This window comes from Bradyrhizobium huanghuaihaiense (assembly GCF_025200885.1).
Taxonomy (GTDB): Bacteria; Pseudomonadota; Alphaproteobacteria; order Rhizobiales; family Xanthobacteraceae; genus Bradyrhizobium; species Bradyrhizobium huanghuaihaiense.
In genome coordinates this window covers 8,820,466-8,833,026 of sequence record NZ_CP104172.1, presented here as the reverse complement: position 1 = coordinate 8,833,026, position 12,561 = coordinate 8,820,466, and the positions used below count along the sequence as shown (strand labels likewise).

Here is a 12,561-nt window from a genome sequence, read left to right as displayed (position 1 = left end):
TTCGCTGCGATGGTGCGGAGCCCGGCTCGCCCAGCCGTAGCTGCGAAGCAGCGAAGGCTGGTGCCCCTGGCCGGCAGCCACCTATTCCCGTAACTATCTGAATTTAAGGTGATTTTATTTGTCAATTGCTGCCGATACCAGCAGAAATACCAGCAAGATGACGCGCGGTGTTAGCCGACAAAAATAAAACAGCAGGATCTGGCAGCGGGCACGCCTATGCCGTTCCGGACTCCACAATCGCCCTCGACCGGAATCGAACCCGGAATATCCAAAGTGAAGTGCAGCTACCCACCGCCCGGCGACCATTGCAAAATCGAATGCTTGAAACCGAACGCGAGGACCTTGCGCGGCGCTTCTCCGCCGTCATCAATCACATCGCGTACGTCCGATCCCCAGTACGTGAAGGGCTTTAGCGCGTCGAGGTTCTTAATAGCTGTCTGTGCATATTCGCGCCGAAACGCCCGTTCGTCCGCCACCCTGGTAACGTCCGCATAGTCTGGATTGATTTCGGCGTAAAGAAACATGCTTTGCAGAGCTCTTCTCACGCCCCGCCCAACCATATCATTCACATCTCTAGACTGAATCAAGTCCGCCACAGCGAAAACTCCATTCAGGAAAGTATAGACTCGGGTAAGCGGATGCGGATGAGCCTGATCATCGAGCACTTTCTTTGTCTCGCTATGCCAAAAATCGCCGAGGGGTTGCAAAAGTCAGAAGTACGATCCGGGTTTCCAGATCGAAGTTGGTTCGCAGGACGGAATCAAGCGGATCAGCATCCTGAATGACGTCAAAGACCCCACATAGCCGCCGCGCGAAAATCAGCCTCCATCTCTAAGCTCGCAGGGGCTCAATGTCCAAGTTCGCTTCAAACCGCCTCACTTCGTTGAACACACAGAATCGGCCTTCAGCATGCGCTGCTTCCGCCAAAGCGCAATGACCATTCATGGCACTTGAGCGAGACCGCCGCCAATTTCCTCGAATAAGTGCTGGCCGGAGATGCGCTCACGCTTTGCCGCCCCGACAATCAGGCTTCGCACATAGTCAGGATCGGGCCGGCTGGCCCGCTCATTGCGCACTTTCTGCCACCATAAGGCAGCAAGGGCCGCCACGTGTGGCGCTGCCTGACTGGTCCCTGTCATTGCGCCATAGCGGCCACCCGGAAGGGCGGACCGGATAGCAACGCCAGGGGCACAGAGATCGACGCCTGTATTTGAGAAGGGCGCGAGATCAAAAAGATCGCCGACGCCCTTGGACACTGCTCCAACTGAAAGAACCTTCTCGGCCACGGCCGGTAGGGTAGCGCCGATTCGATACGGCGGCTGGCTATCGCCGTGACTGTCGTTGCCGGCGGCCGCGACGACCAGAGCGGAACGGCTCGCGGCGCCTGCGCTGACGACCTGCCCAATTAGGCGATCGAAGAAACGCGTATAGTCGCGGTAGTCGTTGAGGGCCGCAACGAGCGCCGCGTCTTGCGGCAAGCCAGCATCGCGCAATGCGCTGGCGTGGCCGAGAAAGTCGAGTCCGACAGACAGCGAGATGACGTCCGCACCGCTGTTTACCGCCCAATTCAGCGCCTGCTGGAGTTGGTCCGTCGTTGTGGTGAAATTACGATCGGCGATCTTGCCGATGAGAACACTGGTGATCCCAGTTGCGAGGCCAATGCGTTCGTCATTTACCGTGCGGCCAAATATAATTCCGGCGCAGTGGGTGCCGTGCCCGACGCTATCAATGAGGCCGGTTCCGGTGAAATCTTTGTAATTGCGCTCGTTGATAAGACCGTCGAACGCCGGGTGTTTGGGATCGATTCCGGTGTCAAGCACGGCGACGCAGACCCCCTCTCCAGCCAAACCAAGTTGGCCCGCGCCGACAGCGGCGATGCCCCAGGCCTGACCTTCGCCCGCATTTGAGCCAGGCGCGACTTGCGGGATGAGCCGGACCGGCATCCTTGGTACGCGCAACGTCTGCCGTCCGGCCACGCGGATGCGATCAGCTTCTTCAGCGTCGAGTAGTCTCACAGTTGTTGTCGTGACGCTGGCGCTCGCCTTCGACGCCGCCAACGGGTCTAGGGCCAGCCCAGCGCGACGCATTCGACGGGAGGCCGGCTGAGCCGTCGTCGTCTCGAAAATTGCGTAACGTACTTCTGTCATCTTGGGGTTATCCATGCTATGCACAATCTAACATTGTTTCCGGAGGAACGCGATGACCGTTGACGTAGTCGTCTTCGTCCCAGGAATATGTGGTAGCGTTCTCAAAGACGGCGACACTACTATCTGGCCGGGGACGCCGGCCAATGCGGTATTCCAGAGTTATCCTGATGCATACGTGGACATACTCGCAACGAGTACAACCGTCCGGGCCACGGATGTCCTGCGTAGCGTGCCGCTCACGGTCTTTGGCGTGCCGGTGTATCACGTGGATGGATATGGCAAAGCATTGCGTTCGCTCGAGGGGATGGGATTCAACGAGGTGGGGGGAAGCCTTGTCCCCTTCGCTTATGATTGGCGAGCTGACGTGCGGATATCCGCTGCGGCGTTGCACGCGCGGCTCTCTCAACCTGATCTTGGCGGCAAGCATGTCGCCATAGTTGCCCACTCGATGGGCGGGCTGGTGACCCGGTACGCGCTTGAAAGGATCGGGATGCCCGGCGGCACGCAAGTTGACCTCGTAGCGCTGGTCGCGTCGCCCCACCTTGGGGCTCCCGTGGCACTGCAGAACGTGTTAGGTCTCCGGCCCGAGTTATTTCTCTCCGCCAGTCAGTGCCGAACAGTGTTGCGGAATCCGCAGTTTCCTTCGGCCTACCAGCTCCTGCCGCGGCCTGGGGTTCCGGCGCTGCTAGCCGCAAACGCGCAGTCCGCATTCCTGATTAAGAATCCATTCGACGCCGCGGTCGCGGGACAGTTCGGCTTGGTTCAGGGGAGCATCGACGCTGCAACCGCGCTAGCGGCCGAGCTCTCGTTCATCGGCCCGGGCTTCCAGCCGCCCTGTCGCTACGTAGCCATCGCTGGAAACGCACAAAAGACGGTAGTAGCCAACTATCAGCAGGCAGAGGGTGCAAACGCGGTGGAAGAGGAGACTTCCGGCGACGGGACGGTACCACTCTGGAGCGCCGCTCCACCTGGAATTCCGGTCCGCTACGTCGCGGCGACACACGGCGACATATTCAAGGATAGCGACACGGAAGCGATGCTGCGGGCCGTTTTGCGTCCCGGCACGCCGGGTGCGAGGCTATTCAGCCTCGGAGCCGGGCCACCCCCGGCGCTTTCGGTGCAGGCTATCAACACGTCCGTGCCTCCCGGGGTCAACTTCATCGTCTCCATCGTGGCTGACCGGCCAACCGGGACGGTGGATGCCTCCATCTTGGTCGAGCGCGCTTTCGCCGGTGACCGAATTGAGAGCCATGAAGTCCCGGTGCGCTACGTTGGAGGGCCTATCCGGACGATCCCGCTTGAGTTCACAGCCCCGCAGGATCGCTCCATACTGAAGTTCACTGTGCGGCCGAATGACGCCGCCGCCGCTACGGGAGATCCGGCCACGGTACTGGTGGTCAACTGAGCCTGATTGACAGGGTGACGTGGTGTCGGGACTCGGAGGAACAACCCGTGTCCCAGACATGCGCGGGCATCCAGGAATACCTACACTTGCGCGTCCAAGCTTGGTCGCTACGGAGCCTAGCTCGCGCTCGGAAATTATCTAATCAAGTTGGCCCCTTCGCACGAGACTAACGCGACTCTGCTAGCTTAAACACCAACTAACGTGAACCCGGCCCAATAATAGGGATCCTTGTACGGCGCGAGCTCCGGCACGGAATTGACGTGATCGCTAAGCGCCGCTTGTGAAGCCGCCGCCAGAGCCTCGGAAGGGCTTGTAGAATACTGGCCGCAAAGTTTCGCCAGATCCTCATTTGTTTGCGTTCTGAGCCATTCCTGAGCCGAAGCAAGCGCCTCGGCCGGAGATAACTTCTCCTGCAAGTGAAGATGATAAAATTGTTGCATGAGCAGCATCGTTGAAGCGTCATCGACAGGCCAAAGAGTGCTAGCGATCGCTGGAGCACCGGCGAGCAAAAACGCCGAGCTGAGGCCGAGATACTCATCAGGAGAGCGGCTCAGGGTAAGTCCGGACTCGCACGCGGATAGTACGACAAGTCGAGCCGCGTACAGATCTAGACTGGCAATAATCTGGCCGAAAGTCAGTCGCTGATCTTTTTCAAGTTGAAGATATGACGCCATAGGATCGAAGGGCTCATACACGGCGTGACATGCAAAGTGCAGATAGTTATACCCCGCCACCCAGCGCTCTAACACGCTCATCCACGCCAAGTGATGGGTCAAGGCCATGCGCTCATTGGGACCGAACAAGGCGAGGATGATTTCGCCTTCCGCGCGAGCGTATTCGAGGTCGCCACTCGGGTCGAGGACTGCCAAGATAGATGGATCCGGCGAAACCGTCTCGGCAGTACCGGTGTCATAAGATATTTGGTACTCCTCGTCCGAAACGAACGACGACGTGAGCGGACTCGTCAGTACCGTCCGGGGATTTCCCTTGGACCTTGAGCTCTCCTTCGACCGCGCGCGACACGCTCTAAGCAAATTGATACTTGGGCAGAACGAAATTACATGGCTGTCGAGAGGATATCTTCTTTTCCACCCCTCGTCCTTGCATGCCGCCTTCCACGGCAGGAGGCCAAGTCCTGAAGAGGGAACAATTATCAGCGGCGCTCGTTCGCAGATTCCTAGACTATTTATGCATTCGTAAATCTTCTCGATAAACATATCCCAGATGATTGCGCCTGTGCGCTCGATCTTCTCCTGCCAATCTTGCTGGGTGACTTCTTCGAAGCGATCCATCCAGCCCGGTTCCGCTCCTCTAGCTCCGTGCAGGATCCTCCGCACCTTGTCGAGCGTCAAACCTGGCAACTCCACGAAGTGTTCTTTGGTGAGTGTATTCTGCTGATGAGGAATTACGAACGCGCCACCACCCTTAGCCGTTGTCAAAGTCACGACTATCGCTCCCTTTTCTGGTACGAGGTCGACGACTGACTCCCATGACAAAACTGTAGGTTCCTCCACGCCCGACTCTGCCCTTGCCGTCTCCACTAAACCTGCGAGGTGCACGTGCGCCAGTCGCAATTCCTCTCGCAATACATCGTCACTTAATCTATCGCCGTCTGTGGCATTCATTTCCTCCTCCCGGCGAAGTATCAGCGTACAAGCTCGCCGGATCTCTTGTCTCTTCTCGTCGTCAAGCGCGCTCGTTGCAAGCGCAGTCACTCCCGAGATGGGATTTATGAATCTGGTTTTTCCCTGATCAAGTCTTAATATCGCGTCGGTATAACGCTCCAACCGAACCAAGGCGTATGCGTCATTTGAAAAGACGTGAAAAAAATCGTCGATGAGTAGATGCAGATCTTTCAAGGCGAAAGTGATGTTGATCAGCTCGCCAACAAGATCAATCGCGCGATCGTACGCCGCGTGTGCCGACGCCCACGCATTTTGCTCGAAGTGAATATCACCGAGATCCCGATACAAAATGGCTGCTTTGCGCGAATCCTTTGCGGGATCTATCAACGCAACGGCGCTTTCAAGAGAAGACACGGCGTTGCGATAGAACTCACGGTCACCGGCTTCGAGGCGATCCCGATAAATGGTGGCTAGCGTTGCATACATGTCGGGACGCTGGGACGCCGTTTCAGGCAGGTCGAGCCTCGACCTCAACCAGGTGGCAGCGAGTGCCGCACTTTGGGTCCGATTAGGAAATTCACGGCCGCAGTAGGTGCCATTTGGGGACACCGGGCCGAGCCGTGCACATAGCTCCAATCGAACCCAGTTCAGGTAGCCGCCGCGGGGCTCGTCGGCTTCCCGGAAGGCCTGTTCGATGCGAACCTGCAGCAGATGAGTGACGTTCGATACGAGTTCAATTCTGGAATGCTGGCTGGGAAGGTTGCGGTTGAACCACCCCGCACACTCGTCCAGGCGTTCACTCGGTCCGCTGAGCAGATAATCGACCATGATTTGGGCGCCGGCGTTTATCCGGGCTCCCGGCGAGGTGCGACGAGCTGCCTCAAGCATTGCAGTATTGATGTCTAAAGCACGGTTAACATGCGTCACACCAAGTAAGCTTGACGTGGTCCAAAGACGAACAGTGCCGTCTGCCGACGCAGAGATCAGGAGCTCACCCGTCGGCGAGAATGCTAAATCGTGGACAGTTCCGTCGTGCTCTCCGATGTTCGCACGACAGGCATCCGTCTCAGGATCCCACAAGCAAATGCGGCTATCACTGGCGCCAGATGCCAAAAGAGAAGATGTCGGAGAAAAACAAATCGCGCCGATCCAAGCAGTGTGGCCAACCATCGTTCGATCTAGGGGCGGCTCTGCCAAGTGATGATCAGTTTTGAGGACCGCAATTTCATATTTGTCAGGAACCAATATCGGAATAAGCCGCGCAGGCAACCAAAGGCCGGTTTGCAGATGAAGCGACAAAGCTAGCAGGCTGCCGGACTTATCCGAACGGCATTTGTAAATGATTGATTTCGGAAAACTGGATTTGTATTTGAACGAGAGGGTCCGTGCGCTCAGAAAATACACGTCTCCGCCGGTGCCAGACACCACTAGAGTATCGCCGCTGTCTATGAAACATAAATCCAGAAGACGCTCTTGTGAAAGGGTGACCTCGACCATTAAGCCGCCGCGACGATTCCACAGCCGCAACAGGCCGCGGTTTCCCGCGGTATATACCAGCTCCTGATCTGGGGAAAAAACGGCGGTTTCGATTTCTGGATGTTCGTATATGGCACCACTTTCGCCCGAAGCCACGTTTATCAATCGCGCCTGCGTCTTGAGCGCAACGAGCAGGGAGGCGCTGTCATCCGAAAAGGCAATCGCATAAATGCTGTCGCCATAAGTCTCATTCAGCTGGGTCGATCTGGCGCGAAGACTCTTTATCTTTAGCTCACCGTTTCGAGCGCCCCAAGCGACAAGCTCGCCGGACGGGGAGAAGCAGGTTGAATAAATAGGACCGGCAGTCTTTTCAATTATTTCTCCCAAACCCATTGCGAATTCTCCCAATACGAGTATCGGAACCCTTGTGCAGCCTTGATGCACCCGGTTTCCTGCAGTCGATCCCTCGGAGTGCGCGAGCCATCGGCTGCATCAGCCATGAGGGTATGCCCTGACCACACGTCGGCCCGAGCGAGAAATGGATTGGGCGCCGTCGATTTCTGGTCGCACAGCGCCTTATCGTGCCCACAAGAATGCATCGACGAGTGCACTTCGTTCGCAAAAGCAATAAAGTCTTTGGCTTCAAATTCGAGGTAGCATTCGCCGCCAGTCCGCGCTCGAACACCACGTCGCAAGGCAGAAAATCGACCGTTGCACGTCGAAATAAACGCTATCATACGTTGATAAGCAGTCAAGTGAGACCGTAATTCCGTCTGGTCTGCGGACGTAAAGGTGAGGAGGTCACCATGCTGAGCCTTCCGACACACATCTCCCAACAATGCCGTGATTGCCAGGAGCGTAACGAGGTAACCTGCTGGGTGTTGGTGGACGGCGGAACAAGGCCAGATCTAATCGGTCGAATAATCCGCGGTAGCTTGCAGGAAGTTGCGTGTCCTCGCTGCTCCCAAATTCATAGGCTGGAGTTGCCGGTACTCGTCTTTCGACAGGAAACATCGCCGACACTGGTGTTTTCGCCATCACGAGCAATGAACGATGCGGAGAATAGTAGCAGACGGGATCAGCTTATTCGCATTCTCAAGACGCAAATTGAAACCTTTGAACTCAGGGCTGGCCCCGACGGCAAGCGCAACGCGCCGCTCGGCTACAAGTGGCAGGCGAGTTGGGCGGAGTCAATCGCGACCGTTGGCCGGGCCGAGTTAGGGCTTTATCTATCTCAATCACTTGAGCGGGAGAAGCTTGGTCTGATTCATTTTCGGGAGCGCGGCGATGTCCAGCGAGCGGTTGACGCTGCAAGATCCATCGTAGAGACGACGCGCAGCTATTTTGGGTCGGACGATCTCGAGTACGCCACAGCCCTCAATAACTTCGGTGTCGTTCTTAATGAAGCGGGGCTATTCGCTGACGCTGCGTCCGCCCATCGCGAAGCGCTAAACATTATCAGAAGTTCGTAGAGGCGGAAACGGCTCTCAAGGAGTGTCTCGATATTCGCGAACGCGAGTTGGGTCTTGATCATCCCGACGTCGCGGTCACTCTCAACAATCAGGGTGCGCTCTTCCGGCGAACTAAGCGGTTCGCAGAAGCCTCAAGAAGCTATAATCGCAGCCTGAGCATTCTCAGCCGCATGCTGCCCGCTGGTCATCCGTATCTAGCAGGATTGCGCAACAACCTGGCAATTTTGCAAACTGAACTTCGCAATGCAGAAGCTGCCAGCGACCATGCGCGCGTCGCTGCTGCGGCCACTCGAACCGCTTTTGGCGAAACCAATCCGTACGTCGCGAAGGCTCTGCTGTCGCAAGCCGGCTCGGATATCCTTGCCGAAAGATTCGATGAAGCCGAAACAGCAGCAAAGGAAGCGCTCACGATCGCTCGTAGCGCATATGGCGAACTTCATAATGAAGTAATTAACGCGATCAATATGCTTTCGGTTGTCTACAACGCGTCTGGTAGGCAGGAAGAAGCGATCATAGCTCTGGAGAACGCACTCGCTCTTGCGCTGAAAGTATTTGGACCGGATCACGTTCGGACGGGTACGATCTACAGAAATCTTGGCTGCACATCATTTGACTTGGGAGACAAGGTCGCCGCATTGAATGCCCTCCGCAAGGCAGACGACATTCTCGACAAATCGTTGCGTCACGTGCTGTCGATTTCTGACGAGCCGCAAAGGATGCTCCATCTTGTCGATGCACGATCGCAGATGTGCATTCATCTGTCCGTACTGATTGCTATGGAGCCACTCGGTCGGTGGATTTCTAGCGAAGCCATGCGCCTTGTCTTGCGACGAAAACTAATTGGTCTGGACTACGCCTATGTACATCTACACAGTCTGAACGCCCGCTCAGGCGATTATAAGCAAGCCCGGTGGCGCGAGCTTCAACTCGCAATCGCGCAAATACAAGTCGCGGGAACTCCGACGGATACCCAGACAGTCGAGCCACTCGCCGCGATGATGACGGAATTTGCCCAGTTGGACCGCGAGATCATCTATGAGATTCCTAGTCAGGCTTGGGCAAACCTGATCGCAAATGTGAATGTGGAGGACATCCAAAACACTTTAGGCGCTCGGTCGGCCCTCATCGAGTTCGTTCAATACGAGCGGTATGTGCCGAGGACAACGGGAAGCAAGGGTGCCCGCGCAGCCGGCGCGATGTGTTATCTAGCGTTTGTAGTGAAGCAGGGGATGTCCGGCGTTGTATGGGCAGCCGATCTTGGCGAGGTAAGCGAGATAGACACTCTCATCGAGCGTTATCGAACGGTGCTTCAAGGCTGCGACGGCCTCATTGTCGACGAGCTGCCTATGAGCACCAATGCAACGGTGACAGCTGAAGTTACGTTGGGTGCACGTTTGCGTCAGCTGATTTTTGGGTCGCTTTTAGAGCCTTTGGAAGGCATCGACGATCTCATAGTTGCAGCCGATGGCGCGCTCTCGAGAATTCCGTTTTCTATTCTTCCCGATGAGGATGGATGTCGTCTGGGGGACGTCTGTGGGATCAGTTATGTAGGATGCGGACGTGATTTGATACGGCGCGCGGTCGAACCGGAGGCGACCCGGGCAGTTTCACTGGTCGTAGCGGACCCTGATTACGATTATGGACTGTTCTCAGAGGGGCAGAGCTCCAAACCTGTAGATAAATTCTTCACGCCGCTTCCAGGCACGCGAGAGGAAGGGCAGGCGATCGCAGAAATGTTGGGCGTGAACGCTCTGTTCGGTGTCGATGCGAGAAAGGACACCCTGCTTTCGCAAAAGCATCCTTGGATACTCCATCTCGCAACTCACGGCTTTTATTTTGAGATGACCAAACCGGATGAGTTCGAGCGCTGGGTTCAGACCTCTCATGATCGCTCTCTCGAGACTGCGAGCGACCGGCTAGCCGGGCTCTCAAATCCGCTTCTTCGTTCCGGCATAGCACTTGCTGGGGCGAATGTTGGGCTTTCCAATGATCCGAGGTCGAGCAGCGGCGGACTGCTTACGGCCGCCGAAGTCATGGTTCTTGATCTACGTGGGACAGAAATGGTCGTCCTATCGGCCTGTGAAACGGGCCTTGGAGACAGTTTCTTAGGAGAAGGGATGTTTGGACTCCACCGGTCTTTCCTATTTGCCGGAGCGAAAAGCGTTGTGGTCAGCCTTTGGCCGGTGCCCGATGCCGAAACCTGTGATCTGATGCAGGAATTTTATCGCCTGTTGCTTACAGGCGCGCCGCGCGTCGAAGCTCTTCGCAGAGCTCAGGAGACGGTACGGGCGCGGCAACCTGACCCAGCAATTTGGGGAGGGTTCATTCTCCAAGGCGAACGAAGGCCTCTGCAGCACCTCGTTGCGTCTTAGAATCGTTCTGGCCACCTCGATGCGCCGACATGGCAAGCAGGCCAGAATGGGCGTGCCCATCTTGCCGCAGTCGAGCTATCGAGATGCGCGAGCTGCAATTCGACGACATCGCCATCCCATGCCTTGGCATCGCAAATCTCCTCGTGATGAGACAAGGTCGAAAACGTGGTGCGGAAGCCGTGCGCGCAACGGTCGGTCTTAGTGTCGATGCCGAATGCCGCAAGCGCTTGTTTAGCGTGTTATTCGACTTTGGCACATACTGGACAAAGCGCGGCGGGATCATGGACCACGATATTAGCCCAAGCGGCAACTACGCCTCTCGCCCGACGGCGTGGACCCCTACTCAACGAGGAGGGCGGGCTTGACCGCGATGTAGTGGGAGCCCAACTCGCCCACGATACGGAGAAAAAAGCGCCGACGGCGTCACGGGTGGTTCGACGCCAGCGGCCTAGCTTGCTCTCGTTTCGAGCCTCGGCAGTGAAGCGTGATATTCGTCCACGCTGTCGAGGTCGATCAGGGTCTTGCCCCCCATCTTGTAAGCCCTGATGCTCTCGTCGGCGATCAGCTCGTAAGCCTTCGTCTTTCCGAATCTGCCATAACGGCAACCGTCCTTGAACTCGACGAGCCGGCGCCGCTTGTTGTTATCATTGTCAACCATCGTTCCTGCATGTGCTTCGATAATCTCTGCCACGATCGGATTAAGCCCCATCGAGCTACGTGGGCATCTCCATGCCGAGCCCAACTATCCGGGATCTATTGAACTTTATCGCCCACGGTGCCGAGCAAAAAGGCATTCGCATGCCGCCGCTAACTCCTGCGCGCTCTGGCGTGCAAATTGGACAAATCGGAAGCGCTGTTGGCAAGCTCGTAACCCATCCTTATGCTCACACCGAACTGGGTACTAGGTGCATTTCTGGTGCGACACTGGTGCAGTAACGCGTGCTCGTGCAGAAGAGACGAGTAAGATCTTCATCGCGGGACTCTCTCACATGATACATCCTGCGGAACAACTTTACCCTCTCAAGGCTGAAACAGGGGTTCGATTCCCCTAGGGAGCGCCAAATACTTCAATGACTTAGACTGAGGCCGGAAAAGTTGTCGAATATCCGTTGAATAAGCGTCGACGGACGTTGGCGACCCCCGACACACTAATTCACTGATCCGACCACGCAGGTTCGCGCGCATAGATCTGACAACTCCGTTCCACAGCGATATGCTATCCGCCTCCAAGCACGCGTAGTGTTCGCATCTGGTTGGCCGCACTCCATGCGTTGAATGCGCGATGTTTACCGTGCCGCGAATGAAGGCTTCTGCATTTTCGGCGGTGCAACTGAGTTCGGACTCGGTCCAGAGGAAGACCGCGCCCGCGACAGCGATCGGGAATATCATTTTGTTAGGCTCGGCGATCCGAGCTTGCTGGCACTTCGCCGGTGAAGGTCGACGGCGACGCGGATTCATTTTTGATCGCGTCACGCCGCGCCGCGACCAAGCAGGACCTCGGTGATCCACACCAGGACGACTCACTCGCACGTCATCACCGGATAAAGGAAGGCAGGGACTTGTTGGGAAGAATTGGTAACGCCTTCGCGAGCAGCGGGACTTGAGCCTGCACTTAGATTGTTACGCGCGGCAGGCTATCGATCACCTTCGTACTGCTTTCGATCGCGTTGTTGCGCTTCGGTAACCGTGCGGTCTATTTGACCGAACGCGAGCGTTTAACTTAGCAAGGTGTGATCGTCTCGACAGACTGTGCGATGCTGCGCCGCAAGCTCACTGCGCAGATCGGCGGCCTAGCATGCTCTTGTTTTGCCCCCCGGCAGCGAAACGCGATATTCTTCCACGCTGTCGAGGTCGATCAGCGTCTTGCCTCCCATCTTGTAGGCCCGGATCCTGTCGTGGGCGATCAGCTCGTAAGCCTTAGTCTTTCCGAATTTGCCATAGCGGCAACCGTCCTTGAATTCGACGAGCCGGCGTCGCTGGTATCATCGTTGTCAACCATGGTTCCTGCATGTGCTTCGGTGAACTCCGCCACAACGTGGTCACGCTCCGCTGAGCGAGATTTCA

The 12,561-nt window shown here is 56.7% G+C and carries 8 protein-coding genes; 4 read left to right on the top strand and 4 right to left on the bottom strand.

Translation table 11 applies throughout. The features are described from left to right. Positions 1-284: 284 nt before the first annotated feature. Both N2603_RS41140 and N2603_RS41135 read right to left on the bottom strand, forming a co-directional pair. The gene (locus N2603_RS41140; RefSeq protein WP_260386674.1) at positions 285-524 is read right to left on the bottom strand and encodes a hypothetical protein; all 240 of its coding nucleotides are present in this window, start codon (positions 522-524) and stop codon (positions 285-287) included. Between the two features lie 417 nt (positions 525-941). Beyond that, positions 942-2,162 (bottom strand): S8 family serine peptidase, encoded by a 1,221-nt coding sequence (locus N2603_RS41135; protein WP_311740871.1) that lies wholly within the window; start codon positions 2,160-2,162, stop codon positions 942-944. 37 nt (positions 2,163-2,199) lie between these two features. Here N2603_RS41135 and N2603_RS41130 point away from each other — a divergent pair, with 37 nt between their 5' ends. Further along, entirely contained in the window at positions 2,200-3,552 is a 1,353-nt protein-coding gene (locus N2603_RS41130; protein ID WP_260386673.1) for an alpha/beta hydrolase, read from the top strand. Between the two features lie 185 nt (positions 3,553-3,737). Here N2603_RS41130 and N2603_RS41125 read toward each other — a convergent pair whose 3' ends face one another. Beyond that, a complete protein-coding gene (locus N2603_RS41125; protein ID WP_260386672.1) occupies positions 3,738-7,046 on the bottom strand; it encodes a CHAT domain-containing protein in 3,309 nt (1,102 codons plus the stop codon). A gap of 413 nt (positions 7,047-7,459) precedes the next feature. Here N2603_RS41125 and N2603_RS41120 point away from each other — a divergent pair, with 413 nt between their 5' ends. The 3 genes from N2603_RS41120 (at position 7,460) to N2603_RS41110 (ending at position 10,862) form a co-directional block, all read left to right on the top strand. Then, positions 7,460-8,125: a tetratricopeptide repeat protein gene (locus N2603_RS41120; RefSeq protein WP_260386671.1), complete on the top strand. Its 666-nt coding sequence runs from the start codon at positions 7,460-7,462 to the stop codon at positions 8,123-8,125. Between the two features lie 47 nt (positions 8,126-8,172). After that, positions 8,173-10,497 (top strand): CHAT domain-containing protein, encoded by a 2,325-nt coding sequence (locus N2603_RS41115; protein ID WP_260386670.1) that lies wholly within the window; start codon positions 8,173-8,175, stop codon positions 10,495-10,497. An 83-nt stretch (positions 10,498-10,580) separates the two neighbouring features. Next, positions 10,581-10,862 carry a hypothetical protein gene (locus N2603_RS41110; protein WP_260386669.1) on the top strand — a complete coding sequence of 94 codons (282 nt, stop codon included), beginning with the start codon at positions 10,581-10,583 and terminating at the stop codon, positions 10,860-10,862. 83 nt (positions 10,863-10,945) lie between these two features. Here the strand turns inward: N2603_RS41110 and N2603_RS41105 are convergent, their stop codons facing one another. Then, a complete protein-coding gene (locus N2603_RS41105; RefSeq protein ID WP_260386668.1) occupies positions 10,946-11,155 on the bottom strand; it encodes an excisionase family DNA-binding protein in 210 nt (69 codons plus the stop codon). Between the last annotated feature and the right edge of the window lie 1,406 nt (positions 11,156-12,561).

What these genes read in the sequence shown, in the direction of transcription:
- N2603_RS41140 (WP_260386674.1), bottom strand. Translation starts at nt 524, where the DNA reads ATGTTTCTTTACGCCGAAATCAATCCAGACTATGCGGACGTTACCAGG.
- N2603_RS41135 (WP_311740871.1), bottom strand. Translation starts at nt 2,162, where the DNA reads ATGGATAACCCCAAGATGACAGAAGTACGTTACGCAATTTTCGAGACG.
- N2603_RS41130 (WP_260386673.1), top strand. Translation starts at nt 2,200, where the DNA reads ATGACCGTTGACGTAGTCGTCTTCGTCCCAGGAATATGTGGTAGCGTT.
- N2603_RS41125 (WP_260386672.1), bottom strand. Translation starts at nt 7,046, where the DNA reads ATGGGTTTGGGAGAAATAATTGAAAAGACTGCCGGTCCTATTTATTCA.
- N2603_RS41120 (WP_260386671.1), top strand. Translation starts at nt 7,460, where the DNA reads ATGCTGAGCCTTCCGACACACATCTCCCAACAATGCCGTGATTGCCAG.
- N2603_RS41110 (WP_260386669.1), top strand. Translation starts at nt 10,581, where the DNA reads ATGCGCGAGCTGCAATTCGACGACATCGCCATCCCATGCCTTGGCATC.
- N2603_RS41105 (WP_260386668.1), bottom strand. Translation starts at nt 11,155, where the DNA reads ATGGTTGACAATGATAACAACAAGCGGCGCCGGCTCGTCGAGTTCAAG.